Source organism: Micromonospora sp. NPDC047762, from assembly GCF_043204655.1.
Lineage (GTDB): Bacteria > Actinomycetota > Actinomycetes > Mycobacteriales > Micromonosporaceae > Micromonospora.
In genome coordinates, this window is record NZ_JBIDCQ010000002.1 from 528,669 (window position 1) to 554,308 (window position 25,640).

Annotated in this window: 19 protein-coding genes and 1 riboswitch; of the genes, 12 read left to right on the forward strand and 7 right to left on the reverse strand. The window is 71.3% G+C overall.

What is annotated here, in order from left to right:
• Positions 1-38 precede the first annotated feature (38 nt).
• Genes ACGF3C_RS08070 through ACGF3C_RS08080 form a run of 3 tightly spaced genes read left to right on the forward strand, consistent with a single transcriptional unit; the run spans position 39 to position 3,512 of the window.
• Positions 39-1,718, forward strand: a complete 1,680-nt coding sequence (locus ACGF3C_RS08070; RefSeq protein WP_393219904.1) for an ABC-F family ATP-binding cassette domain-containing protein — start codon at positions 39-41, stop codon at positions 1,716-1,718.
• A complete protein-coding gene (locus ACGF3C_RS08075) occupies positions 1,715-2,512 on the forward strand; it encodes a nucleotidyltransferase domain-containing protein (RefSeq protein WP_357222596.1) in 798 nt (265 codons plus the stop codon). The genes ACGF3C_RS08070 and ACGF3C_RS08075 overlap by 4 nt, the downstream gene beginning before the upstream one ends.
• Before the next feature lie 37 nt (positions 2,513-2,549).
• Positions 2,550-3,512 carry an aldo/keto reductase gene (locus ACGF3C_RS08080; RefSeq protein WP_357222598.1) on the forward strand — a complete coding sequence of 321 codons (963 nt, stop codon included), beginning with the start codon at positions 2,550-2,552 and terminating at the stop codon, positions 3,510-3,512.
• A gap of 145 nt (positions 3,513-3,657) precedes the next feature.
• Here the strand turns inward: ACGF3C_RS08080 and ACGF3C_RS08085 are convergent, their stop codons facing one another.
• Positions 3,658-4,206, reverse strand: coding sequence for a hypothetical protein (locus ACGF3C_RS08085; protein ID WP_393219909.1), 549 nt, complete (start codon positions 4,204-4,206; stop codon positions 3,658-3,660).
• A 66-nt stretch (positions 4,207-4,272) separates the two neighbouring features.
• Complete coding sequence (locus tag ACGF3C_RS08090; protein WP_393219912.1) at positions 4,273-10,104, reverse strand: ThuA domain-containing protein; 5,832 nt, start codon at positions 10,102-10,104, stop codon at positions 4,273-4,275.
• A gap of 313 nt (positions 10,105-10,417) precedes the next feature.
• A riboswitch (TPP riboswitch) is annotated at positions 10,418-10,527 on the forward strand.
• Here ACGF3C_RS08090 and thiE point away from each other — a divergent pair.
• From thiE to thiC, 7 genes are all read left to right on the forward strand, one after another.
• Positions 10,522-11,148 carry a thiamine phosphate synthase gene (gene thiE / locus ACGF3C_RS08095; protein WP_357222604.1) on the forward strand — a complete coding sequence of 209 codons (627 nt, stop codon included), beginning with the start codon at positions 10,522-10,524 and terminating at the stop codon, positions 11,146-11,148. It overlaps the preceding riboswitch by 6 nt.
• On the forward strand, positions 11,142-12,311 hold the full coding sequence (thiO, locus tag ACGF3C_RS08100) for a glycine oxidase ThiO (protein WP_393219916.1): 1,170 nt from the start codon (positions 11,142-11,144) through the stop codon (positions 12,309-12,311). The genes thiE and thiO overlap by 7 nt, the downstream gene beginning before the upstream one ends.
• A complete protein-coding gene (thiS, locus tag ACGF3C_RS08105) occupies positions 12,302-12,502 on the forward strand; it encodes a sulfur carrier protein ThiS (RefSeq protein WP_357222606.1) in 201 nt (66 codons plus the stop codon). Before thiO ends, thiS begins: the two co-directional genes overlap by 10 nt.
• The gene (locus ACGF3C_RS08110) at positions 12,499-13,278 is read left to right on the forward strand and encodes a thiazole synthase (RefSeq protein WP_355009620.1); all 780 of its coding nucleotides are present in this window, start codon (positions 12,499-12,501) and stop codon (positions 13,276-13,278) included. Before thiS ends, ACGF3C_RS08110 begins: the two co-directional genes overlap by 4 nt.
• A complete protein-coding gene (locus ACGF3C_RS08115; protein WP_357222608.1) occupies positions 13,275-14,015 on the forward strand; it encodes a thiamine phosphate synthase in 741 nt (246 codons plus the stop codon). The genes ACGF3C_RS08110 and ACGF3C_RS08115 overlap by 4 nt, the downstream gene beginning before the upstream one ends.
• On the forward strand, positions 14,012-14,797 hold the full coding sequence (thiD, locus tag ACGF3C_RS08120) for a bifunctional hydroxymethylpyrimidine kinase/phosphomethylpyrimidine kinase (RefSeq protein WP_357222611.1): 786 nt from the start codon (positions 14,012-14,014) through the stop codon (positions 14,795-14,797). The genes ACGF3C_RS08115 and thiD overlap by 4 nt, the downstream gene beginning before the upstream one ends.
• Positions 14,798-14,814: 17 nt before the next feature.
• Entirely contained in the window at positions 14,815-16,407 is a 1,593-nt protein-coding gene (gene thiC, locus ACGF3C_RS08125) for a phosphomethylpyrimidine synthase ThiC (protein WP_357222613.1), read from the forward strand.
• 142 nt (positions 16,408-16,549) lie between these two features.
• Here thiC and ACGF3C_RS08130 read toward each other — a convergent pair whose 3' ends face one another.
• The 4 genes from ACGF3C_RS08130 to ACGF3C_RS08145 form a co-directional block, all read right to left on the reverse strand.
• On the reverse strand, positions 16,550-19,537 hold the full coding sequence (locus ACGF3C_RS08130) for a hypothetical protein (protein ID WP_393219922.1): 2,988 nt from the start codon (positions 19,535-19,537) through the stop codon (positions 16,550-16,552).
• Positions 19,538-19,613: 76 nt separating this feature from the next.
• Entirely contained in the window at positions 19,614-19,922 is a 309-nt protein-coding gene (locus ACGF3C_RS08135) for a cupin (RefSeq protein WP_357222617.1), read from the reverse strand.
• Positions 19,919-20,869: an LLM class F420-dependent oxidoreductase gene (locus ACGF3C_RS08140; protein WP_357222619.1), complete on the reverse strand. Its 951-nt coding sequence runs from the start codon at positions 20,867-20,869 to the stop codon at positions 19,919-19,921. The genes ACGF3C_RS08135 and ACGF3C_RS08140 overlap by 4 nt, the downstream gene beginning before the upstream one ends.
• A gap of 2 nt (positions 20,870-20,871) precedes the next feature.
• Positions 20,872-21,657 (reverse strand): ABC transporter ATP-binding protein, encoded by a 786-nt coding sequence (locus tag ACGF3C_RS08145; RefSeq protein ID WP_355009627.1) that lies wholly within the window; start codon positions 21,655-21,657, stop codon positions 20,872-20,874.
• A 270-nt stretch (positions 21,658-21,927) separates the two neighbouring features.
• Between ACGF3C_RS08145 and ACGF3C_RS08150 the strand changes: the two genes are divergently transcribed.
• Both ACGF3C_RS08150 and ACGF3C_RS08155 read left to right on the forward strand, forming a co-directional pair.
• Positions 21,928-22,959, forward strand: coding sequence for an ABC transporter substrate-binding protein (locus ACGF3C_RS08150; protein WP_357222621.1), 1,032 nt, complete (start codon positions 21,928-21,930; stop codon positions 22,957-22,959).
• A gap of 103 nt (positions 22,960-23,062) precedes the next feature.
• Complete coding sequence (locus ACGF3C_RS08155) at positions 23,063-23,920, forward strand: ABC transporter permease (protein ID WP_393219928.1); 858 nt, start codon at positions 23,063-23,065, stop codon at positions 23,918-23,920.
• Between the two features lie 203 nt (positions 23,921-24,123).
• Here ACGF3C_RS08155 and ACGF3C_RS08160 read toward each other — a convergent pair whose 3' ends face one another.
• Entirely contained in the window at positions 24,124-25,302 is a 1,179-nt protein-coding gene (locus tag ACGF3C_RS08160; protein ID WP_357225304.1) for an ABC transporter substrate-binding protein, read from the reverse strand.
• Positions 25,303-25,640 lie beyond the last annotated feature (338 nt).

Sequence of the window (25,640 nt, forward strand, 5' to 3'; positions counted from 1 at the left end):
GATGTACCCTCCGACCCTCACTGGGGCAGGATCCCGGCGTGGGATACGTGGACGTGGCAGCGGTCGGGCACATCCTGCCCGACGGTCGGGAACTCTTCGCCGACGTGTCGTTCCGGGTCGGGGAGGGCAGCAAGGTCGCCCTGGTCGGGCCGAACGGCGCGGGAAAGACGACGCTGCTGAGGATGGTCGCCGGCGACCTGCCGGTGCGCAGCGGCGTCGTCGCGCGGGCCGGCGGGCTGGGTGTGATGCGCCAGTTCATCGGCATGATCGGCGACGAGTCGACCCTCGCCGACCTGGCGTTGTCGCTGGCCCCGCCGGCGCTTCGCGACGCCGGCCGGCGGCTCGGCGAGACCGAGGCGACCATGCGGGCGACCGAGGCCCACGGCAAGTTCAGCAACGCCGCGGGCAAGGCCCAGCTGGCGTACGCCGATGCGCTCGGCGCCTGGGGCGAGGCCGGCGGGTACGACGCCGAGGTGCTCTTCGACACCGTCGCGACCATCGTGCTCGGTAAGCCGTGGGACGCCGTACGGGACCGTGCGGTGCGGACCCTCTCCGGCGGCCAGCAGAAGCGCTTCGCCCTGGAGTTGCTGCTGCGCGGCCCGGACGAGGTGCTGCTGCTCGACGAACCGGACAACTTCCTCGACGTGCCCGGCAAGCGCTGGCTGGAGGCGCGACTGCGCGAGTCGACGAAGTCGGTGCTCTACGTCTCGCACGACCGCGAGCTGCTGGCCCAGAGCGCCGACCGGGTGGTCGCCGTCGAGGGTGGCAGTGCCTGGGTGCACCCGGGCGGCTTCGCCAGCTGGTACGAGGCTCGGGTGGCTCGGCACGCCCGCCTCGACGAGCTGCGCCGGCGCTGGGACGAGGAGCACCAGAAGCTGCGCGAGCTGATGCTGATGTACAAGCAGAAGGCCGCGTACAACGACGGGTTGGCCTCGCGCTACCAGGCCGCGCAGACCCGGTTGCGCAAGTTCGAGGAGGCCGGGCCGCCGCCCGTACCGCCGAAGGACCAGGACATCCGGATGCGGCTCAGCGGCGGGCGGACCGGCAAGCGCGCGGTCGTCTGCGAGCAGTTGGAGCTCGACGGCCTGACATTCCCCTTCGACCTGGAGATCTGGTACGGCGACCGGGTGGCGGTGCTCGGTGCCAACGGCACCGGCAAGTCGCACTTCCTGCGGCTGCTGGCCCGCGGCGGCACCGACCCGGACCCGGCGAACGGCCCGGTCGACGGCGCGGGCGCGCTCGCTCCGGTGATGCACGAGGGGTCGGCCCGCCTCGGTGCCCGGGTCCGCCCCGGGCACTTCTCCCAGACTCACGACCGGCCGGAGCTGATGTCGAAGACGCTCGTCGAGATCCTCTGGCGGGGCGACGAGCACCGCACCGGGATGGACCGGCACGCGGCGATGGGTGTGCTCAGTCGCTACGAGCTGGCCGCGCAGGGCGACCAGCGCTTCGGGACGCTCTCCGGCGGGCAGCAGGCCCGGTTCCTGGTGCTGCTGTTGGAGCTGTCCGGGGCGACCCTGCTGCTGCTCGACGAGCCCACCGACAACCTCGACCTGGCCAGTGCGGAAGCTCTCGAAACGGGCCTGAACGCCTTCGAGGGGACGGTGATCGCTGTCACCCACGACCGTTGGTTCACCCGCTCCTTCGACAGGTTCGTGCTGTTCCGAGGCGACAACGAGGTGGTGGAGACCCCGGAACCGGTCTGGGATGTCGGGTGATCCCCACCGACCTGCCCGACCGCCTGTGCGCCGTCGAGGGGGTGGTCGCCGTGGCGCTCGGCGGCAGCCGGGCGCGCGGCGAGCAGCGCCCGGACTCCGACTGGGACCTGGGCCTGTACTACCGGGGTGAGCTGGACCTGCCGGCGCTGCGTGCGGTGGCCGCGACGGTCGCCGACACCGCCGTCGCGCTCACCGCCCCCGGTGGTTGGGGGCAGTGGGTGGACGGGGGTGGTTGGCTGCGGATCGGCGGGGTCGCCGTGGACTGGATCTACCGGGACCTCGACCGGGTGCACAGCGCCTGGGCGGACTGCCGGGCCGGCCGGTACGAGGTCGGGGTGCAGGCCGGGCACCCGCTCGGGTTCTACTCGTCCGCCTACGTCGGCGAGGTGGCGTTGGGCCAGGTGCTGGCGGACCCGACCGGCCAGCTGACCGCGCTGAAGGAGCAGGCCCGGGACTATCCGCCCGCGTTGGCCGACGCGCTCGTGGCCGGCGGCTGGGAGGCCGGGTTTCTGTTGGCCGGCGCGGCCAAGGCCGCCGCAGGCGGGGACAGCGGGTACGTCGCCGGCTGCCTGTTCCGGGCGGTCGGAGTGCTCGCCCAGGTGCTGCACGCCCGGGCTGGCCACTGGTTGATCAACGAGAAGGGGATGATCGCCGCAGCGGGCCGGCTGCCGGGGGCGCCTCCGCGTTTCGCGCAGCGGGCGCAGGCACTGCTCGGTGGCGTCGGCCGCAGTCCGGCCGAGCTGGCCGCGACCATCAACGCCGCCCGTGAGCTGGTCACCGAGGTGGTCGGCTGAGCCGCCGCCGAGGTGGCCCGCACCGAGCCGGCATAGGGTGGATCGCGTGACTGACATGACCTATCGCCGGCTGGGCGACTCCGGGCTCGTGGTGTCCGTGGTCGGCATCGGCTGCAACAACTTCGGCCGCAAGTTGGACCTCGACGGCACCCGGGCGGTGGTGGACGCGGCACTGGACGCCGGGATCACCCTGTTCGACACCGCCGACATCTACGGCGAGCCGCAGGGCGGATCCGAGGAACTGCTCGGGCAGGCGCTCAAGGGCCGCCGGGACGACGTGGTGGTGGCTACCAAGTTCGGCATGGACATGAACGGTCTCAACGGACCGGACTACGGCGCGCGGGGTGCGCGGCGCTACATCGCCCGCGCGGTGGAGGCGTCGCTGCGCCGGCTCGGCACCGACCACATCGACCTGTACCAGATGCACGAGCCTGACCCGGGCACCCCGATCGACGAGACCCTCGCCGCCCTGGACGACCTGGTCCGTGACGGCAAGGTGCGCTACCTGGGCAACTCCAACTTCGCCGGCTGGCAGATCGCCGACGCGGACTGGGTCGCCTCGTCCAACGGCCGGTCCCGCTTCATCAGCGCGCAGAACCACTACAGCCTGGTGGAGCGGTCCGTGGAGGCCGAAGTGATCCCGGCGTGTGAGCGGTTCGGTCTCGGCATGCTGCCGTTCTTCCCGCTCGCCAACGGCCTGCTCACCGGCAAGTACAAGCGGGAGGGTCAGCCGCCGGCCGGCAGCCGGCTCTCCGGTGGTGGCCGGTACGCGGAGCGGCTCGCCGCGGCCGACTGGGACACCATCGAGGCGATCGAGGCGTACGCGGCCGAGCGGGGTCTGACGATGCTCCAGGTGGCGATCGGCGGACTGGCCGCCCAGCCGGCGGTGACCTCGGTGATCGCCGGTGCCACCACGCCCGAGCAGGTGCGTGCCAACGCCGCCGCCGGCGTCTGGGAGCCCAGCGACGACGATCTGGCGGCGCTGCGCGCCATCCTCTGACGGCGCGCGCTGTCGCTGATCCACCCGCGTTCCGTGAAATCGGGGCATCTGCGGTCTGCGGAAGCCCCGACTTCACGGAAGCCGCGACGATGACAGGGCCGGGCCGCTCGTCGCGGCCCGGCCCTGTCATGCACTGCTGCTTCGGTCAGGTGGTGCGTCGGCGGCCGAACAGCATGGCCACCCCCATCGCGACGGCGACGAGCACGAGACCGGCCGCCGCGAGCGGCCACCAGGCGGCGCTGCCGACGTCATCCGTCGGCGTGGTCACCGCGACCGGCGCGGGCGCCGGCGGCGACTGCGCCGTCTTAGCCTGCACCGTGGCGGTGGCCTTGCCCGCCAGGGGAGCGGGGGAGTTCACCGACACCTTCCACGTGCCGGTGGAGAGCACCGGGCCGCTGCTGTAGAAACCCTGCCCCTCGGGCTGCGGTTCGAGCTGCACCGGCCCGACCCGCTGCCCGTCCGGACCGGTGGCGGTGAGGACCAGCCGCACCACCTGCTCCAGCCGGCGGCCATCGGCGTAGGTGGCCTGGATGGTGACGCCCTGAGCCCCGTCGCCGGCCACAGTGAGTTTGAGCTTGTCGGCCTGCGCCGCCGGAGCGGCCTGGGCGCCATGCGCCGCCGGGGCGGCGGACAGGGTCAGGGCCAGCCCGACGAACACGGCGGCCAACGCCTTGCGGATACCGGTCACGGACATCTCCGTTCCTCCCGATGAGGGAGGCCCCTCCCCGACGCCGCAGCGCCGGGGAGGGGCCTCGTCGGATCAGAGCTGGCGACCGGGTGCCAGCCGGGTGGCATCGCCACCAAGCCGTCCGGTGCCCTTGACCGAGTCACCGTCGTTCGCCTTGACCCCGGCCTTGCTGGCCGCGCCGCCGAGACGAACGATCATGGCATCGGCGTCCCGGATCAGGACGTCCCGGACCTCCGCCTCGCCCACCAGCGCGGTGTCGGAGGCGAGCGTCCGGAACGCGGTCAGCTGCCGGACAGCCGCCTTGTCGTCGCCGGCCGCCTCGGACGCACGGACAGCGTCGAGCTTGTTCGACAGCTGCTTGTGCGCCTTGGTCGAGAGCCGCCCCGTCGCCTTGAACCGGTCCAGCAGACTCTGCATGTCCCGGAACGAGGTGGTGACGAAGAACCGGACCGTCGAGGTGGTCTTGTTGCCCGCCTTGTCGGTCGCGGTCACGGTCAGCTCGTGCAGGCCGAGCGACAGGTCGTACATGGCCTGCAGGGTGCCACTGGTGTACGCCTGGCCGTCGAGCTGACCGACCACGCTCGCGATGCCCGAGCTCGGGTCAACGGCCTGCCAGGCCACCCGGACGTCCTGGCTGTCGCCGTAGAGCTGGCCGTCGGCCAGCCCGGACACCAGCAGCGTCGGCTTGGTGCCGTCGATGCGCAGCACCGCCGACTTCAGCGTCTCGACGTTGCCCGCCTTGTCCGCCGAGCGGAACAGCAGCTCGTGCTGCCCGTCGCCGGTCACCTCGATCGGCGTCGAGTACGGCGCCCACGCACCACCGTCGAGCGACCACTCCACCGTCTTGACGCCGGAACCGGCGTCGGTGGCGGCCAGCACGACCGGGATGGTCCCGTTGTGCCAACCGGCGTCGTTCGCCGGAGCGAACGTCGCCGAGGTCACCGGCGCGGTGGCGTCGATCTTGACCGAGACGGTCTTGGTCGCCTCCACGTTGCCGGCCTTGTCCGTCGAGCGGAACCGGAGCTCGTGCTCGCCGTCCCCGCTGACCGCCACCGGAGCGGTGTACGCCGTCCAGGTGGTGGCTCCGTCCAGCTGGTACTCCGTACCGGCGAGCCCGCTACCGCCGGCCTCGTCGGCACCGGTGAGCGTGATCGTCACCGGCCCGGTGTGCCACCCGTCGGTCGGGGTGCCGGAAACCGCCGCAGTGGTCACCGGTGCCGTCTCGTCGGCCACCTCCGTGCTGAGCCGGAAGTAGTCGAACGAGGCGGTCTTCGACGCCGTCTGGTTGGCGCCGAGGGTGAACAACCCGACCTTCGGGGTGGCACCCACCGCGCTGTTGGTCAGCGCCTCCAACGCGGTCCAGGTCGTCCCGTCGGCCGAGTACGACGCGGTGAACGTGTCGCCCGTGCGGGCCAGCCGCAGGTGCCACACCGCCGAGGTCAGGTTGCCCGCCTCGGGCTGCGGGTTCTGGACCACCCCGGCGATCTCGCTGCGGAACTCGATCCGCCGCGTCACCGCCTGGCCGGCCTGGTTGTCCGCGATGAAGTCGAGCTTCAGGTAGTTGTCGTCGTCCGCCTGCACGAGCAGACCCGCCTGCTGGTACTGCTCGTTCAGCAGGCTGCCGTCGACCTTCGTCTCCAGGGTCCAGTCGCCGGACGGCGCGGTCTGGAGGATGAAGTTCTTCGGCCCGGTGTTGTCGGTGCCGTAGATGTCACCGTTGGGCACGTCGATCCGCAACGCGCCATCGGTGACCCGGTAACCGCTCGGGTCCTCCCGCGTGATTGCGTCCCACCGGCACTTGTCGAGCGTGCTGCCGGTGAACTCGTCCGACGGGTCGACCGGGCCGGCCGGAGCGTCCGGCGTGACCTGGAACGAGTCGAACGCGGCGTCGACAACGGGGGCTTCGGTGCCACCGTTGAGCGCGAAGACCCCGATCCGCGGGTTGGTGATGCCCTCGAGCGCGGCCGAACGGCCGACCGGGGTGAACGTCTGACCGTCGCCCGAGGCGGACGCGGTCAGGTTCGTCCCGTCGCTGGTGATCCGCAGGTACACGGTGTCACCGGCAGGTGCGTTGGTGGCGTCGGCGGCCTCGTTGCGAGGAGTGGCAGCCGTCTCCCGGATGAACTCCACCCGACGGCTGCCGTTGTACAGCAGGTCCACCTTGGCGTAGTTGTCGTCGTCGCCGTACACCAGCAGACCTGCCTGCTGGTAGTTGGCCGTCACCGGCAGGGTGACCTTGGTGGTCATCTCCCACGCGCCGGTCGGGGCCGCCTGGAGCACCAGGTTCGTGGCGTCGTTGCGAGCGCCGTAGAGGTCACCAACGCCAGTGGGCAGCCGGAGCGCGCCGCCACTGAGCGAGTAGAGCTGGTTCTCCCGGATCACGCTGGTCCAGCGGGCCTTGTCGAGGCTGTTGCCGTTGAAGTCGTCCGAACGCGCCCCGAAGCAGGACGTGTCCGGAGCGTCGACCCGCACCGGCACCGTGGCGTACGACTTGGCGCCCTTGCTGTCGGTCACCGTGAGGGTGGCCGTGAAGGTGCCCGCGGTGGTGTAGGTGTGGCTGGCGTCCAGGGTGGTCGCCGTGCCTCCGTCACCGAAGTCCCAGGCGTACGTCAACGGGGTGTCGCCCTCGGCGTCGGTGGCCGTGCCGTCGAAGGCGACGGTGACCGGTGCGGTGCCGGTGCCCGGGGTGGCCGTGGCGCTGACCACCGGCGGCCCGTTCTCGGTGACACCGCGGCCGACGAAGTCCATCCAGTTGACGTTGAACAGCGAACCACTTCCGCCGTTCGGATCGCGCGCCAGGAAGTACAGCGAGCCGCTCGCGGCACCGGTGACCGGCGCGCTCACGTCCGTGTACGTCTGCCACGCCCCGGTCGACGGTACGACGGCCGTGGCGACCACCGGTCCGTCGACAGCACCGGCGCGCACCTCGATCCGACCGCCAGCGGCGGCGGAGGCGGCCCGGAACCGGATCTCGGTGATGTTGGTCAGGTTCGCCGGGGCGACCGACCACCAGTCACCGTCCTCGATGAAGGCGATGCTCTGACCGCCACCGGCGGTGTCGGCGCCGGCCTCGCGCTGCACGCCGGGGTCTCCACCGCCGGTGCTCACCGGGGCGCGCCCGGTGGCGGTGAAGTACTCGGCCTGCTTCTGCTTCGGCTGCAGGACCTCGATCTGCCGGCCGGTCAGGGCACCGGAGCCCCCGGCACCACCCTCGTCGGTGTAGGTGGCCTCGAAGACCGCGAAGACGTTCGCCTCGGCGCCGTGCCCGGAGGCGAGCGACGTCTGGACGGTGCCGGTGCAGCCGGTGTGCTGCTCCAGCGGGTGGGCGTGCTCGTCGTGACCGAGCAGCACCTGCAGCCCGACCCGGGCGCAGTCAATCTCCCCGTCCTCGGGGTCGGTCACCTTGATGGTGTACCGGACCTGGTCACCCCAGTTGAAGAAGCCACCGTCCGGCGGGAACTCGATGGTGACCGTCGGCGCGGTGTTGCCGACCGTCACCGGCACGTTGGCCACCGCGGTACGACCCTTGGGGTTGGTGACGGTGAGCTGGGCGGTGTAGTTGCCCGCCGTGGCGTACGTGTGGGTCGGGTTGGCCTCGGTCGAGGTCTGCCCGTCGCCGAACGTCCAGGCGTAGGTGAGCGTGCCACCGTCCGGGTCCCGGGAGCCGGCGCTGGAGAACGTGACGGCCAACGGCGCCGGACCCGAGGTCGGGTTGGCGGACGCCGCCGCGATGGGCGCACGGTCACCGGCGGTGTAGTCGATCCGGTAGACGCCGGAGTTGTCGTTGTTGCCACCGAAGCCGCTGCCCCACTCGATCAGGTACAGCGCGCCGTCCGGGCCGAACTCGAAGTCCATCGGCCGGATCATGCTCATGCCGGTGAGCAACTGGTTGATGTCCACCAACGACTTGCCGTCGGGGGTCACCTGCATGGTGTACATCTTGTTCTGGTTCCACTCGCCGAGCAGAGCCTTGCCGTCGTAGTACGCCGGCCACTTGCGGTTCGAGTTCAGGTCGGCGTCGTAACGGTAGACCGGGCCACCCATCGGGGCGCCGCCGCCGCCGATCTCCGGGTAGCGCGCGTCACCGGCGTACCCGTAGTCGACGGTCGCCGGGACCACCGGCGGGAGGTTGGTCAGGCCGGTGTTGTTCGGCGAGTTGTTGACCGGTGCGGCGCAGTCGAACTTCGGGCCGCTCGGACCGGACGGGAACGTGTAGTCGTTGTACGCCTCGTTCGTGCCCGTGCAGTACGGCCAGCCGTAGTTGCCCGGGGTGACGATGTTCCACTCGACCAGACCGCGGGGGCCACGGTTCGGGTTGTCGGTGTTGGCGTCCGGCCCGTAGTCGCCGACGTACAGCGTGTTGGTCTTCGGGTCGGTGCCGATCCGGAACGGGTTGCGGAAGCCCATCGCGTAGATCTCGGGACGGGTCTTCTCGGTGCCCGCCGGGAAGAGGTTGCCCGTCGGGACCGTGTACGTGCCGTCGTCCTCCGGGTGGATCCGGATCACCTTGCCGCGCAGGTCGTTGGTGTTCGCGGAGGTGCGCTGCGCGTCGTAGTCCTGGCGGCCCGCCCGCTCGTCGAGCGGCGAGTACGAGTTCGACTCGAACGGGTTGGTGTTGTCACCGGTGGCCAGGTAGAGGTTGCCGTCGCCGTCGAAGGTCATGCTGCCGCCGGCGTGGCAGCAGGTGTTGCGCTGGGTGTCGACCCGGAGCACCTGCTTCTCGCTGGCCAGGCTGATGGTGTCGCCGGTGACCGTGAAGCGGGACAGCAGGTTGCGGGTGACCCCGTCGTTCGGGGCGTAGTACAGGTACACCCAGTTGTTAGTGGCGAAGTCCGGGTCGAGCCGGATGCCGATGAGGCCGTCCTCGTTGCCGGTGAAGACGTCCAGGTCGACGGCGGTGACGGTGTTGCCGGTGTCCGGCTTCACGATCTGCACGCGACCGTCACGCTCGATGTAGAAGACCCGCCCGTCGGGGGCGATGTCCAGCTCCATCGGGTTGCTGGTGTTGCTGTCCAGCGTGACCTTCTCGAAGTTCGAGGTCTTCGAGGCGCCGCAGTCGGCGTTCTCGACGCCGGCCGCGGTGCGGATGCCGCCGAGCAGGTGGGACAGGAACTCGGGCTCGGCGTACGACTCCCGGGTGTGCCCCAAACCGGTGTACCAGGAGCGGCCACCGTCGTAGTCCTGACACCAGGCGACCGGGTGGTCCGCACCCATCGCACCGGCGCCGGGGGTGTAGCTCTTCTCGTCCAGGCTGGCCAGCACGTGCACGTCCGGCCGGGGGTTGCTCTGGTAGTTGTACCACTCGTCGAACCGGGACCACCGGTCCGGCAACCCGGCCGTGGACGGGTGGGCGTGGTCCTCCACCTTGACGGTGGCCGTCTGGTTCTGCGGGTGGTTGGCGAAGTACGCGCCGACCAGGTCGCCGTACCAGGCCCAGCTGTACTCGGTGTCCGACGCGGCGTGGATGCCGACGTAGCCGCCGCCGGCCTTCACGTAGCGCTCGAACGCCGCCTGCTGGTCGGCGTTGAGCACGTCACCGGTGGTGGAGAGCCAGATCACCGCCTTGTACTTCGCCAGGTTGGCGTCGTTGAATGCTGCGCCGTCCTCGGAGTTGTCCACTGTGAATCCGTTGGCGGCGCCGAGCTGCTGGATGGCGGCGATGCCGGTGGGGATCGAGTCGTGCCGGAAGCCGGCGGTCTTGGAGAAGATCAGGACGGAGAAGGGATCGGCCGCGGCCTTTGGCGCCTTCGGCACCACCTGGCTGACCGGGGCTGCGGCTTTCGCATCCCGTGGGGGAACCTGGGCGGCCGCCTGCGCGGGCGCGCCGAACAGGGTGGTCGAGGCCATGGCCAGGGAGATCAGGGTTGCGGTGATTGGTACGCGGGCACGACGAGAACGGGACACGCCGCCTCCTGTGTCGTAGTGACAGAGCTCGCGGGAGTCGGCTCGCCGAAGGCCGTCCCTGATGGAGCCGGTGGTCACACCGTGCCAAGGTGCCCCCACCGACATTTTGTCGAATCGCTGAACAAATTAATTCGGCTGGCTCGATGTCGGGCAAGATGCGGACGGGTAACGGTTCTGCAACGGGGGGCGACATTCCGAACAGGACCGTATGAAGTGCCCCATTGGATCTCACTCGTTTTTGACGCGCCGGCCCGGCCGGCCACCGCCGACCCCGCGCCTTGGCAGGCCGACGGATCTGTCGTACGGTGACACGCAAGTAACCCACGGGAGCCCGGTGTACCGGGCTGAGAGGGGGGCTGACAGCCCCCGACCGTCGAACCTGATCCGGATAATGCCGGCGCAGGGAGGAGCGTTGCCGTGCCGTCCCTGGGGCGATTGCATCTCATCACCGACACCCGACCCGGTCGCGACCCACTCGCCGTGGTCCGCGCCGCCCTCACCGTGGCCCATGCCGACCTGGTGGTGCAGGTGCGGGTCGAGGATTCCGCCACCGACCGCGAGGCGTACGAGCTGACCGGGCGGGTGTTGGCGCTCTGCGCGCCGTACCGGGCGACCTGCCTGGTCAACGACCGGTTGCACGTGGCGCTGGCGTTCGGCGCGGCAGGTGGGCACGTCGGCGCCGACGACCTGCCGGTCGCCGCCGCCCGCCGGGTGCTCGGCCCCACCGGTGTGCTGGGCGCCACCGCTCGCGCACCGGGCCCGGCGGCCGAGGCCGTCGCGGCGGGCGCCAGTTACCTGGGCGTCGGTCCGTGTCACGCCACCAGCACCAAGACCGGCCTGCCGGACCCCATCGGGCCCGCCGGAGTACGCGCCGTCGTCGACGCCGTCGACGTTCCGGTCATCGCGATCGGCGGAGTGACCGCGGCCCGGGTGCCGGCCCTGCGGGCCGCCGGGGCGTACGGGGTGGCGGTGGTCGGCGCCGTTTCCTCCGCCGCCGACCCGGCACGGGCAACCGCCGAGCTGATCGAGGCCCTGACGTGCTGACCGGCCGGTCCCCGTCACCGCCGTCGAGCGACCGGGTCCGGCCGGACGTGGCAGTGGTGGGGGCGGGGCCGATCGGGCTGGCCATCGCCTGGCGTTGCGCCGCTCGCGGGCTGCGGGTGGTGGTGCACGACCCGGTGCCCGGTTCGGGGGCGTCGGCGGTGGCCGCCGGCATGCTCTCCCCGGTCGCCGAGGCGTACTTCGGTGAGCGGCAGCTGACCGGGTTGCTCTTGGCATCCGCTGCCCGCTGGCCGGGGTTCGCCGCCGAGTTGACCGAGACGACCGGGGTCGAGATCGGCTATCGGACCGAGGGCACCCTGATGGTCGGGCTCACCGGCGACGACCTGGCCGAGGCGCGCCGGCTGTGGGCGTACCAGCAGGGGTTGGGCCTGCCCGTGACGCCGCTGCGCCCCAGCGAGCTGCGCGACAGTGAACCGGCGCTCGCCCCACGGGTGCGCGGTGGCGCGCTCGCGCCCACCGACCATCAGGTCGACCCCCGGCTGCTGGTGCCGGCGCTGCGCACGGCCGCGCAGCGGGCCGGCGCGGTGCTCGTGCCGCAGCAGGTCCGGGAACTGTCCGATGTGGACGCGACGGTCACCGTTGTCGCCGCCGGCTGCGGGGCCACAGCGCTCACCGGCCTGCCCGTGCGGCCGGTGAAGGGTCAGATCCTCCGGCTCCGCGCGCCCGACGGCGTCGCGCCGGGCTTCCGGCACGTGATCCGGGGGTACGCCGACGGCGAGCACGTCTACCTGGTGCCCCGCGCCGACGGCGAGGTGGTGCTCGGCGCGACGGTCGAGGAGCGCTCGGACACCACTGTCACCGCCGGTGCTGTGCAACGGCTGCTGCGCGCCGGGGTCGACCTGCTGCCCGAGCTGGCCGAGTACGACCTGGTCGAGGCGGTCGCCGGGCTACGCCCGGGCACCCCGGACAACGCGCCGATCCTCGGGCCGCTGCCCGACCGACCGGACGTCCTGGTCGCCACCGGGCACCACCGGCACGGCATCGTGCTCACCCCGATCACCGCTGACCTGATCGCCGACCTGGTCCTGGGCGGCGTACCCGACCCGATGCTCGCGCCCTTCCGGGCCGACCGCTTCTTCGGCGGTGCCACGGTGGCCGCGTCCTGCCGACCTGAACCGAGTGTGGAGGGGGACCTGTGGAGTTGACAGTGAACGGGGCCGGGCGCAGCGTCGCCGCCGGCGCGTCAGTGGCGGATCTGGTCCGCGACATCGTGGCGCACCCACGTGGGGTGGCGGTCGCGGTCAACGGCGAGGTGGTGCCCCGGACCGGCTGGCCGGCCCGGCCACTGCGCGACGGTGACCGGGTCGAGGTGCTCACCGCGGCGCAGGGCGGGTGAGCGGCGTGCCGTTCGAGCTGGGTGGGGAGACCTTCACCTCACGGCTGATCCTCGGCACCGGCGGTGCCGCGAACCTGTACGTCCTGGAGCAGGCGATCCGGGCGTCCGGCACCGAGCTGGTCACAGTGGCGCTGCGCCGGGTGGGCACGGCACCGGGCTCCACGGGTGGGCTGCTGGAGCTGCTGGACCGGTGCGGCGTACGCCTGCTGCCGAACACCGCCGGCTGCCACACCGCGACCGAGGCGGTGAAGGTGGCCCGGTTGGCCCGGGACGCGTTCGACACCGACTGGGTCAAGCTGGAGGTGATCGGCGACGAGCGGACGCTCCTGCCCGACGGGGTGGAGCTGCTCCGCGCCGCCGAGGAGTTGGTCGCCGACGGTTTCACAGTGCTGCCGTACACCAGCGACGACCCGGTGCTCGCCCGCCGCCTCGCCGACGTGGGCTGCGCCGCGGTGATGCCGGCCGGCTCCCCGATCGGCTCGGGGCTCGGCATCGGCAACCCGCACCACATTCGACTCATCCGGCAGGGTGTGGACGTGCCGGTGATCCTCGACGCCGGCATCGGCACCGCGTCCGACGCGGCGCTGGCAATGGAGCTGGGCTGTGACGGGGTGCTGCTGGCCAGCGCTGTCACCCGGGCGGCCGACCCGGTGGCAATGGCCACCGCGATGCGGTACGCCGTCGAGGCGGGCCGACTGGCGGCCCAGGCCGGCCGGATCGAGCGCCGCTTCCACGCGCTCGCCTCCACCCCCGACGAGGGAAGACCCGAGCTGTGACACCGCCGTCCGGGGTTGTCGTGTTGACCGATCGGCGCGTCGCGCGGGAGGGGCTCGACCGGGTCCTGGCGGGAGCCGTGGCCGGGGGAGTGCGCTGGGTGGTGCTGCGGGAGAAGGATCTGCCCCGCGCCGAACGCGCCGCTCTCGCCGCCGACCTGCGCGCGATCCTCGCCGACGTCGGCGGAACCCTCGTCGTGGCCGGCCCCGACCCGCTCGGCGGCGACGCCGTGCACCTGCCCGCCGCCGGCCCGTACCCGCCCCCGAAACACGGCCTGGTCGGCCGCTCCTGCCACCACCAACCCGAGCTGGACCGCCTGACCACCGAGCACTACGCCACCATCTCCCCGGTCTGGCCCACGAAGACAAAACCGGGTTACGGCCCACCCCTGGATGTTGCGGGGCTGGGCAGCCTGGTCCGCGCCAGCCCGGTGCCCCTGCTCGCCCTCGGCGGAGTCGAGACACCAGAACAGGTGACCGCCTGCGTCGAGGCGGGAGCCGTCGGAGTAGCAGTGCTGGGCGCACTGATGCGAGCCAAAGACCCCGCCGAAACAGCCGCCATCCTGACCAGCGCCTATGCCAAGGCGGTCACCCCCAAGCTGAGCCAAACCCGGCGCGGGGTCACCCAGATCCCCACGTCGGGGCTGCGGCCGACAGTGCCCACGCAGGGATCAAGCCTGACCGCCCGGAGTGGGCACTGTCGGCCGCAGCCCGAAACCGCAACCAAAGAGGGCAAATGACCCCGCCAACACTGCTCACCATCGCCGGCTCGGACTCCGGCGGCGGCGCCGGCATCCAGGCCGATCTCAAGGTCTTCGCCGCGCTGGGCGCGTACGGCACCAGCGTCCTCACGGCGGTCACCGCGCAGAACACCCGGGGTGTCGACGCGGTGCTGCCGCTGCCCCCGCGCACCGTCGCCGAACAGTTGGACAGCGTGCTCACCGATTTCACAGTCTGTGCCGTGAAGACGGGGATGCTCGGCACCCCGGCGATCGCGGACGTGGTGGCCGAGGCCGCCCGGGACGACCGGCTGCCCCACCTCGTCGTCGACCCGGTGCTGGTCGCCACGAGCGGTCACCGGCTCGGCGTGGTGGGCGCGGTGGAGCGGCTGCTGCCGTACGCCACTGTGGCGACCCCGAACTGCGCGGAGGCCGCGGCGATCACCGGACGTCCGGTGGACGACGTGGCCGCGATGGTCGCGGCCGCCGAGGCCCTGGTGGCCGGCGGCCCGGAGTACGTGGTGGTCACCGGCGGTGACCTGGACGGGGGCGAGGCGGTCGACGTGCTGCACGGCGGCGGCGTCACCACAGTGTTGCGCGCACCCCGGGTGACCACCCGGCACACCCACGGCACCGGGTGCTCGTTCTCGGCGGCGATCGCGGTGCGGCTCGGTCTCGGCGACCCGGTGCCGGCCGCCGTGGGGGCCGCCAAGGAGTACGTGCTCCGTGCGCTGACCGGCGCGCGGGGTTGGGAGCTGGGCGCGGGGCGCGGGCCGCTGAACCACTTCGGCTGGCCCGCTTGATCACCAGGGAGGCTGTCATGCACGCACGAGGCAAGGTGTACGTCGAGGGTTCACGGCCGGATGTCCGGGTGCCGTTCGCGGAGGTGGGGCTGACCGGTGACCTGCCGCCGGTGCGGCTCTACGACACGTCCGGCCCGGGGTCGGACCCGTTGGTGGGGTTGCCCGCGCTGCGCGGTCGGTGGATCGCCGAGCGGGGTGACGTGGCGCCCGTACGGGGTGCGGGTACCCCGCTGGCCGGGGTGGGCAATCGCCGGCCCACCCAATTGGCGTACGCGCGGGCCGGTGTGGTGACGCCGGAGATGGAGTTCGTGGCGATCCGGGAGAACGTCGAACCGGAACTCGTGCGGGCCGAGATCGCCGCCGGTCGGGCGGTGCTCCCGCTCAACGTCAACCACCCGGAGTGCGAGCCGGCGATCATCGGTAAGGCGTTCCTGGTCAAGGTGAACGCCAACATCGGCACCTCGGCGGTCAGCTCGTCGGTCGCCGAGGAGGTGGAGAAGCTGACCTGGGCCACCCGCTGGGGCGCGGACACCGTGATGGACCTGTCCACGGGTAAGCGGATCCACGAGACCCGGGAGGCGATCGTGCGGAACTCGCCGGTGCCGATCGGGACGGTGCCGATCTACCAGGCGTTGGAGAAGGTCGGCGGCGACCCGGTGAAGTTGAGCTGGGAGGTGTTCCGGGAGACAGTGATCGAGCAGGCCGAGCAGGGCGTGGACTACATGACTGTGCACGCCGGGGTGCTCCTGCCGTACGTGCCGCTGGCCGTGGACCGGGTGACCGGGATCGTCTCCCGGGGCGGTTCGATCATGGCGGCGTGGTGCCTGGCGCACCACGAGGAGAACTTCCTCTACACCAACTTCGAGGAGCTGTGCGCGCTGCTCGCGCGTTACGACGTGACGTTCTCCCTCGGCGACGGGCTGCGCCCCGGGTCGATCGCCGACGCCAACGACGAGGCGCAGTTCGCCGAGCTGCGCACCCTCGGTGAGCTGACGAAGATCGCCTGGGCGTACGACGTCCAGGTGATGATCGAGGGCCCCGGGCACGTACCGATGCACAAGATCAAGGAGAACGTGGACCTTCAGCAGGAGTGGTGCCACGAGGCGCCCTTCTACACGCTCGGTCCGCTGACCACCGACATCGCGCCCGCGTACGACCACATCACCTCGGCGATCGGCGCCGCGATGATCGGCATGTTCGGCACCGCGATGCTCTGCTACGTCACGCCGAAGGAGCACCTCGGCCTGCCGGACCGCGACGACGTGAAGGCGGGCGTGATCGCGTACAAGATCGCGGCACACGCGGCGGACCTGGCCAAGGGGCACCCGGGCGCGCAGGCCTGGGACGACGCCCTGTCGAAGGCGCGGTTCGAGTTCCGTTGGGAGGATCAGTTCAACCTCTCGCTGGATCCGGAGACCGCACGCTCGTACCACGACGCGACCCTGCCGGCGGAGCCGGCGAAGACCGCACACTTCTGCTCGATGTGTGGCCCGAAGTTCTGCTCCATGAAGATCACCCAAGAGCTCAAGGAGTACGCGGCGCGCGGCATGAAGGACAAGTCGGAGGAGTTCGTCTCCGGCGGGAGCCGGGTCTACCTGCCGCTCGCCTGACCTCCCTGCGGGCGTAGGCCGTCCCTGTGTTGCGAGGCGACGCAGGGACGGCCCGCGTGGCCGGTGTCGGCCTGCGCGGCCCGGCGCGTGGCGATGTCGCGGGGTCGGTCAGACGACCGGTCGGTGCGTCTGCGTGGTGGAGTCAGTCGCGGTGGTGTCGACCGGTGGAGCGCAACGACCGGCGGCTGTTCTCCTGCTCGGGCTCGTTGTCCGACACCGGCTTGCTCAGACCGGCGACCCAGTCGACGAATTCCTCGTCCTGGGATGCCAGCGGCTCCGCTTCATCCGACGTCTTCGGGCTCTCCTCGTCGGCGCGGGAGCGGTTGCGTCGGAACAGCCCACCGAGTCGCCCTCGTCGGGAGGGCTGCTCTGCCACCTTCGGTTGCGTCGGTTCTGCCGACGTGGTGTCGGTAGGCGACAGATCGCCGGTGGCGGTGGCGGCACGGGCGGGCGCGCCCTCTGGCCGGCCCGGGTGTTCGGCCGGAGCGGTCTCGCCGGCTTCCGTTGGCGCTGTCCGTGCCGTCGAGCTGTCCTGCGATCCCGCGGACCCGCGGCGTCGAGAGGTGTCGAACGCGTTCCAGGTGCCGGCCCGGCTCAGGTCCGGCAACGGTGCCCGATGCCGGGGCCTCGGCATCGGCCCGGTCGGCGCGTCAGGACTGCTCGACCCCTCCGATGCCGTTGCCCCCGGCTCGGAGGCCTGCGGTGGCACCGTCCACGTCGAGGTGACCGGCCAGGCCGACGGCGCGGGCGTCCACCGGTCCGTGTCCGGGTCGTTGGCGGCGGTGGCCGCGAACAACCCGGCGGCCGGAACGTCCTCGGCGGCGGACCGCGCGCTGTCGGTGCCACGAGCCCCGGCGATCGCGGAATCGCTGGTCGAGTCGGCCGCTGCTGCCTTGCTGTCCGTGCCGGCCTTCGGGACGCGCGGGGTGGCTTCCGCGCCAACCTGGCCGGCAGTGGTGGCCGGTGCTGGTGTCGCTCCGGTCCCGGTGGTCGGGGTCTGTGTGGCGTCGGTCGTCGTGCTGGGGGACTCCGGGTTGGCCGGCACCCGCGTCGCGCCGGTTTCGGCGGTCGTCGACGCGGCCGGTGCTCGCTTCGCGCCGGTAGCGGTGGTCCGGTCTGCTGCCGTGTCGGAGGCAGCAGCCGAGGCGATCTCGGAGGTCGAACTCGACAGCTCACCCAGGCTTCCCTGGCTGGACGCCAGAGTGTCGGTGGCGGTGCTGTCGGCGGACCTGCCCGACCGGGTGCCCTTCGTGGCGCGGCCGGTGGTCGTCTCGGGGGTGGTCGTCGCGTCGGTGGTCGCCTTGCTTGCGGTCGTCCCGCTTGCGGTCGTCCCGTCGGTGGTCGTCTCGCGAGCGGTCGTCTTGCTGGGGGTTGCCGAACCGGCAGAGGACGTGCCGTCGACCACGTCGGAGGCGGTGGCGTCCGGGTTGGCTTTCGGCTTGCGGCTGCGTCGCGGCTTGATCGTCGGCGGCGCCTCGGACGTGCCGTGGTCGGGCGTGCCAGCGGTGTTCGGGGCTGGCTCCGTGCCCGTCGAGGCCGTGGCGTCGGGATTGGGAGCCTCAGTGCCAGGCGATGCCGTGCTGGTCGCCTCGGTGCCGCTGCCCGTGCTGGTCGGGCCGGAACCGGGTGCGCCCGTGGCGCTCGCCGTGTCGGCGGACTTGCGGGTGGTGCGCCCACCGGTCGGCCTGCCACTGGTCGCTGTGCTGCCGCTCGGGTCCTTCGCTGTGCTGCTGGTCGGGTCCGCCGCTGTGCTGCTGGTCGGCTCGTCGACAGCCCGGCCGGCCGCCGGGGTCGCGGCGTCGGCGCGGCCGGCCGTCGTGCCGGTCGCGGTGGCGTCGGTGACGATGCTGACATCCGCGCCGGCCGAGGGCTCGGTAGTGGCCGGGACATCATGCTGACGCGGGGGCGTCTGCCCAGCGGCGGTGAACTCACCGGTCGGCGCGGTCAGCCAGGCCGCGGGCTGAGCCGGTGCGGCGGCAGCAGCCGGTGCGGCGGGAGTAGCAGTGGCGGGAGCCGGACCGTGCTGTCCGCTCGCTGTGGTCTCCGGCCAGTCCCAGTGGGCCGGGACGGTGCGTACGGCATCGGGATCGCCCGCCGCCCATGGACCCGCAACGACGCCGACGGGCTTCGTGCGGGTGGCCAGCTCCGTGTCGGTGTCCTCGGCGCTGTCCGTGTCCGGCGCGCTGGCAGTGTCGTTCGGAGCGCTGGTCAGCGCCGGGCCGACGGACAGCGGGCGCAGGATGGCGGTGGGCTCGATCGCCTGCGGATCGGTGGTACGGGTGCCCATCGGCCAACGCAGCAGCGCGGCGGCGGCCGCGCCGAGCGCTCCGGCGAGGATCGCGATCAACGAGCCGTAGTAGGGGGCGGTCTGGTAGCGGTCCACCGCGTCGCCCGGACCGGCGGTCAGGTAGGCGAACGCCACCAGCACCGGACCGGCCACCCCTGTCGCTCCGCTGACCAGTGGAGCCTGACCCCGCGAGCGAGCCAGCCCGGCGGTCGCCGCGCCGGCCAGCAGCGCCACGATGGGCAGCAGGAGCATCGCCAGCCGCTGTGCGGCGGCGTCGTCGAGCCAACTCGGTTCCAGTACGCCGAGCCGGACGGTCGGCAGTGGGCCGGCCGTGCCGAGCGACGGTAGGACGGAGATCAGCGCCAGCAGCCAGACCGTGCCGGCCACGGCCGCCATGTTCCACCCCAGCTCGGGCCGGAACAGGACGGCGATCGCCGCGCCCGCCCCGATCACCGCACCGACCATGGCGCAGATGCCCACCGCCCAGACCGGGTCAACGGAGATCAGCTCCGCAGCGCGGGCGGGCTGCATGCAGAGCGGGGCGATGACTGTGGCACCGAGCGCTGCCGCGCCGCCGACCGCCAACTGCCGCCCGGTGCTGGCCGCCGGAGCGTCACGGCGAGCGAGGCGTCCGGTCAGGACGGCGCCGGCGACGGCTGCGTTGGCGGCGAACCAGCCCACCCAGACCAGCTGGGCCGGCCACTGGTTGACTGTCGTACCGGTGAATGCGCCGGTCAGGCGGACGATGCCGAAACCGTACGCGACGCCGAGCTGGCCGGCTCCGGCCAGCACGCTCACCCCGAGCGCCGTGAGCAGCAGTCTGCCCCAGGTCCGAAAGGCCATGTCCGGCACGTTACGCACCCGGTACACCCGATAGCCAACGGCGCGCCGCGCGGCACGCCGGTGGCCATCGGCGGGTCTACTTGAGTTCGACCAGTCGAGCCAGGTAAGTCGTATCCCCGACATTGGTCAGCATGTGCACCGCGCCAGGGTCCCGGTAGACGACACCACCGGTGGGCTCGTCGGCGTCGATCAGGGTGCCGTCGACGGTCTGTACGACGTTCTTGGCGCCCTCGATCGCCACCACCAGGTAGGGGTGGTCGTGCCGGTGCAGCGGTTGCCGCTCGCCCGGCTCGAGGCGGATGTGCCAGACCCGGACCCGGTCGTTCTCGTACACGATCTCCTGGCCCACCGGTCCGAGTTCGGTTCCGTCGATCACGTCGGTCATCGTGCTCCGTCCAGTTGGGGCAGCACCTCGGCGGCGATCAGCTCAAGGTGGTCGAGATCATCGAAGTCGATCAGGCGCAGGTGGACCCGGGTGGTACCGATCGCGGCGAACTCGCCGAGCCGCTGCGCGAGCTGCGCGGGGGAGCCGACCACCGGGTCCTCCGGTGGCAGAGCGCTCTTCTCGTGCAGAGGGGCGGCCCGACGCTGGGCCTCCGCGTCGGTCCGGCCGATGGCGACGACGATCCCGGCGGACAGCACCAACGGGGCGCGCCCGGACTCCGTCCGTCCGGTGCGCTCACACGTCTCGCGCACCCGGTCGTACGCCTCGGCGGTGGCGGCCACGGACTTGAACGGCATGTTGAACTCGTCGGCGTACCGGGCGGCCAGTTCGGGTGTGCGCTTGGGGCCACGCCCGCCCACGATGATCGGCGGGCCGGGCACCTGCACCGGCTTGGGCAGGGCGGGAGCGTCCACCAGCCGGTAGTGGTCGCCGGTGAAGCTGTAGGTCTCGCCGGGTGGGGTTCCCCACAGCCCGGTGATCACCTCAAGCTGCTCGGCCAGCCGGTCGAAACGCTCGCCGACCGCCGGGAACGGGATGCCGTACGAGGTGTGCTCGCGCTCGTACCAGCCGGCGCCGATGCCGAGGTCGACCCGGCCGCCGCTCATCTGGTCGACCTGCGCGACCATCACCGCGAGGGGGCCTGGCAGGCGGAACGTGGCCGACGTCACCAGGGTGCCGAGTCGGATCCGCTCGGTTTCCCGGGCCAGCGCGGCGAGGGTCAGCCAGGCGTCGGTGGGGCCGGGCAGGCCCGGGTCGGCGCCCATCGACTGGTAGTGGTCGGCGCGGAGGAAACCTTCGTAGCCGCAGGCCTCGACCAGCCGGGCGAACCGGAGCTGGGTGTCGTAGCTGGCGCCACGGTTCGGCTCGGTGAAGACCGACACCCGCATGGTCAGTGTCCTTCCGCGCCGGCGGTGGCCGGCTGTTCGCGTTCCATCAGCAGTTCGTGCAGGTCGGCGCTGACCTGGGCGACGTCGGCCAGGTGGGCGTTGCGGCCCAGGGTGCGGGGCCGGGGGATGTTCACGTCGACGACCTTGCGGATCCGGCCGGGGCGCGGGCTCAGCACGACCACCCGGTCGGCGAGCAGCACCGCCTCGTCGATCGAGTGGGTGACGAAGACGATGGTCGGCTTGTTCTCCATGTGCACCCGCTGGAGTTCGCCGGAGAGTTCCTCGCGGGTGAGCGCGTCCAGTGCGGAGAACGGCTCGTCCATCAGCATCACCCGGGGCTCACCGATCAACGACCGGCACAGCGACACCCGCTGCTGCATTCCGCCGGAGAGTTCGTGCGGCAGCCGCTTCTCGAAGCCGGCCAACCCGGCCACGTCGAGCAGTTGCCGGGCCCGCTCCCGGTGCTTGGCGCGGCTCCAGCCGAAGATCTCCACCGGCAGCAGGACGTTGTCCAGCACGGTGCGCCAGGGCAGCAGCGCCGGCTTCTGGAACAGCATGGCGATGTCCTGGCGGGGGCGGGCGATCGGCGTACCCGCGACGGTGATCTCACCGGCGCTCAGCGGGAGCAGCCCGGCGATCAGCCGCAGCAGTGTGGACTTGCCGCAGCCGGAGCGGCCGAGCACGGCGACGAACTCGCCCTCGGCGACGTCGAGGTTGATACCGCGCAGCGCCTCCACCCGGCCGGATCGGCCCTCGAAGGTACGGGACACCCCGGACAGTCGGATCATCTCCGGCGTACCTCCGCTGAGTGGACGGTCAGGAATCCGACAAAGGCTAGCCGCCCTCCCGAGGTATCGCACCGGCTGGGGTGGTCGTCAGGTTGTTTCCGTTCCGCAACCCGATACGCCTGGCGTCGCAACTGTGGGTTTCTCGTACGCTGTGCCCGCGAAGAGTCCCCCCACGACGGCGGTGCCCGGCTTCCACCCCTCCTGCCGGCCCGTCACGACAACCCCCTCCGGTGGCCTGCCGGCCCCGGTCGGAAAGGACATGGTGCACTGATGAGAAGGCTGACCCGTACGGTCGCTACGGCCGCGCTGGCCACCGCCCTCGCCCTTGTCTCCGCCTGCAGCAGCGGGTCGGATTCGGCCGACGATGCCAAGGGCGGCGACGGGACGACGCTGACGAAGGTGACCTACCTCACCTCGTTCGGTAACTTCGGCCGTGACTCCTACGCCTGGGTGGCGAAGGACAAGGGCTTCTTCAAGGAAGCCGGTTTCGACGTCGAGATCAAGGCCGGTCAGGGCACCGGTGGTGTGATCCAGACCGTCGTCGGCGGCCAGGCCGACTTCGGCCCGATCGACCTGACCGGCGGCCTGCTCCAGCTCGGCAACGGCCAGGCGAAGGACTTCACCGCGGTGGCCGCGATCCAGCAGCGCACCATGGCGGGCATCGCCACCGTCGAGGGCAAGAACATCAGCTCGCCAAAGGACCTGGAGGGCAAGAAGCTCGCCGACACCCCCGGCTCCGTCGTCCGCAACCTGTTCCCGACGTACGCCCGGCTCGCCGGTGTGGACGCGACCAAGGTGACCTGGGTCAACGGTGAGGCGCAGAACCTGATCGGCACGCTGGCCGCGGGCTCGGTCGACGGCATCGGTCAGTTCGTCGTCGGTCAGCCGACCATCGAGGCGGTGGCCAAGAAGAAGGCCGTCATGCTGCCGTACAGCAACGTGATGCAGGACCTCTACGGCAACGTGCTGATCACCTCCTCGAAGATCGCCAAGGAGAAGCCCGAGATGGTGAAGAAGTTCACCGCGGCGCTGCTCAAGGGCCTGGAGTACAGCCTGGCGAACTCCAAGGAGGCCGCCGACATCCTGAAGAAGAACGTCGACGCCACCAACCCGGTCTCCGCCGCCGCCGAGCTGGAGCTGATGGCCGCGTACGTCCGTTCCGGCAACACCGGCACCGCGATCGGCACCCTGGACAGCGGTCGGGTCGCCAAGAGCATCGCCATCCTGCAGGGCGCCGGCGCGCTGAAGCAGAACATCACCCCCGAGCAGATCATCGACTTCAGCCTCGCGCCGAAGGCCTGATCGTCCGGTCGTCATCAGGGGGTACGTCCCGCCGATCCCGGTGGGGCGTACCCCCGTCGCTCGTCGGCCCCCGGCGGGCCGTGGGATTTCGAGGAGGACAGAGATGACCGACGTCCGGTCAGCGGACCCGGCGGTGGCGGAACCCCCGCCCCCGAGTGCCGGCCCCGAGGTGGGGCGCGCGGGTCGAGGTGCCGGTCTGCGGGCCGGGGCCGAGGCGGTGCTGCCCGCGGTCGGCATCCTGGTCGCGCTGGCGGCATGGTGGCTGATCGCCCGGCTGGAGCTGGTTCACCCCGCCGCCCTGCCCCCACCCGGCGACGTGCTCACCGCGTTCGTCGACAAGCCGGTGCAGCTGCTGGAGCACACTTGGGACACCACGTTGGAGATCCTGACCGGGTTCGCCCTCTCGGTGGCCGCCGGTGTGCTGATCGGCCTCTCCCTGGCCAGCTCCCGCACCGTGGAGCGGATGTTCACGCCACTGCTGGTCGCTGTGAACGCGGTGCCGAAGATCACGCTGGGTCCGCTGCTGGTGGTGGCGCTCGGCTGGGGCCAGAAGCCGATCCTGACCATGGTGTTCCTGCTCTGCTTCTTCCCGATCGTGCTGTCCACCGCGACCGGGTTGACCACCACGCCGGCCGACCTGGCCGAACTGGTGCGGTCCTGGAACGCCTCCCGCTGGCAGGCGTTCCGCAAGGTGCGCTTCCCGGCCGCGTTGCCGCAGATCTTCGTCGGGCTCAAGGTGGCCATGCCACTGGCCGCGATCGGCGCGGTGATCGGTGAGTTCCAGGCCGGCGAGAGTGGCCTCGGCTACGTCATCACGCAGTACGCCGGCGTCGGCGACACCGCCACCGCCTGGGCGGCGATCATGCTGGTGGCGCTGGTGAGCATCCTGCTCTACTCGGCGCTCCTGCTGATCGAGCGGTTCGCCCTGCCCTGGGTGCGAGAAACCACAAGCAGCCGCTAACCACCCACATCAAGATCAACCCCAATGAACGCGAAGGGCCGGCCCCCACTTGGAGGCCGGCCCGTTCCATCGAAGCCGCAGGCGAGAAGGGTGTGGCCGACCGTGCCCGGCGCAGGGATCAAGCCTGACCGCCCGGAGCCGGGCACGGTCGGCCACACCCCCACCCGGCACCCGACGAACCCGCCAGATGAAAGGCCCGAGCGCTACCCAGCCAACCGCCAGCGCCCGTTGCGGGCAACCAGCGTGGTGAGCGCCTGCGGCATCAGGCCGCTGTGGTTGTCCGGCGTCATGCGGATCGGGCCGGAGAGGCCGTCCATCTGGGACGTCTCCAGCACGTCACGGATGCCGTTGCGGTCCACCTTCCCGATCTCACCACCGGCGCGCAGTTCGGCGTCGGCGATGAGCTGGACGGCGTCCGCGGCGAACGACGAGGACCCGTTGTAGCCGCCGAAGCGGGCCGTGTAGTCCTGGAACCACTGCCGCCTTGCCGCCTTGGCCGGCGTGGTCGCGATCACGTCATCGATCACCATGGTCTGCGTGAAGATCAGCGTGGCCTTCTCGGTCGCCTTGGCCGCCGCGCCGAGGAAGAGGTCCCCGGCCGCTCCCGCGTCGAAGTAGATCGACCCACGGAAGATGGTCTGCTGGACGCTGGTGGCGGCCAGTGTCGCCTGCTCCGGCGGGGTCCAGAAGACCATCGCGTCCGGCTTGCCCGACGCGAGCTGCTGGACCTGCTGGCTGACGTCGGTGTCGGTGGTCTTGACCCGCTGCTGTCGGAGCGTGATCTTGGCCTTGTCGAGCTCGCTCTTGAGCGCTGTCGCGCCCTCCTGCCCGTAGTCGTCGTCGCTGACCAGCATCCCCACCTTACGGATGTTGTTGCGGCGCAGTTCGGTGGTCAGTGCGGCGGCGCTGTCCGGGGCGTTGGGGCCCAGCTTGAACACGTAGCGCCGTTCAGCGGCCGGCGCGGCGATCGCGCCGGAAGCGGCTAGCGCAATGGTGGGAATCCGCTTCTCGTTGATGGTCCCGACGGCTCCGACCGCGCATTCGTTGCAGCCGCCCATGATGATGGCGCTGACCTTCGAATCGCTGCTGAAGTCGACGATGTTGCGAAGTGACTCGGCTGAGTCGGAACGGTTGTCCTTCACCTTCAGGTCGATCCTCCGGCCGTTCAGTGCTCCGGAGGCGTTCAACTGATCGACCTTGAGTTCGAGGGCGCGCTGGTATGTCCGGCCAACGGTGGCTGCGGCGCCGGACAGTTCGAGATCGGCGGCGATCACGATCGGACTCGTGTCCTTCTCCGCCTCACCAAACTGGCAGCCGGTGAGCGTGGTGGCCACTACGGCCGATGCGAGCGCCGCGATGGTCGCGGAGCGGATGGGGCTCAACTCAGTCCTCCAGGTGCGGGCGCGGGCGCTGCCCGGTCACCGCCGCTAATCCGTCCTCAGTGGAGGACGGGATCTCCTCTGCCGTACGGTGTGCGCGAAGCCTGCAAAACCTTGCCAATGGCCGGCGCTGTGGTCAAGCGCGGACCCCGGCAGCATTTTCGGGACGGCCATCCCACATGCTGGGGTAACGCAATGTTTGCAAAAGCTCACTTTGCATACACGCGTGACCACTCTGGAGTTACATGCCCTGTTCAGGGGCTTGCGGAAATGAAGGTATCAGTTGCCCGGATCACGGGATGCGCTCCGTCCGACCGTTTCCTACCTCACTGCGGCTTCCC

Excerpts from the sequence above, each read along its gene's own strand:
- thiC (WP_357222613.1), top strand. The coding sequence starts at position 14,815 with ATGCACGCACGAGGCAAGGTGTACGTCGAGGGTTCACGGCCGGATGTC.
- ACGF3C_RS08140 (WP_357222619.1), bottom strand. The coding sequence starts at position 20,869 with ATGCGGGTGTCGGTCTTCACCGAGCCGAACCGTGGCGCCAGCTACGAC.
- ACGF3C_RS08145 (WP_355009627.1), bottom strand. The coding sequence starts at position 21,657 with ATGATCCGACTGTCCGGGGTGTCCCGTACCTTCGAGGGCCGATCCGGC.
- ACGF3C_RS08155 (WP_393219928.1), top strand. The coding sequence starts at position 23,063 with ATGACCGACGTCCGGTCAGCGGACCCGGCGGTGGCGGAACCCCCGCCC.
- thiD (WP_357222611.1), top strand. The coding sequence starts at position 14,012 with ATGACCCCGCCAACACTGCTCACCATCGCCGGCTCGGACTCCGGCGGC.
- ACGF3C_RS08135 (WP_357222617.1), bottom strand. The coding sequence starts at position 19,922 with ATGACCGACGTGATCGACGGAACCGAACTCGGACCGGTGGGCCAGGAG.
- ACGF3C_RS08150 (WP_357222621.1), top strand. The coding sequence starts at position 21,928 with ATGAGAAGGCTGACCCGTACGGTCGCTACGGCCGCGCTGGCCACCGCC.
- ACGF3C_RS08130 (WP_393219922.1), bottom strand. The coding sequence starts at position 19,537 with ATGGCCTTTCGGACCTGGGGCAGACTGCTGCTCACGGCGCTCGGGGTG.
- ACGF3C_RS08085 (WP_393219909.1), bottom strand. The coding sequence starts at position 4,206 with ATGTCCGTGACCGGTATCCGCAAGGCGTTGGCCGCCGTGTTCGTCGGG.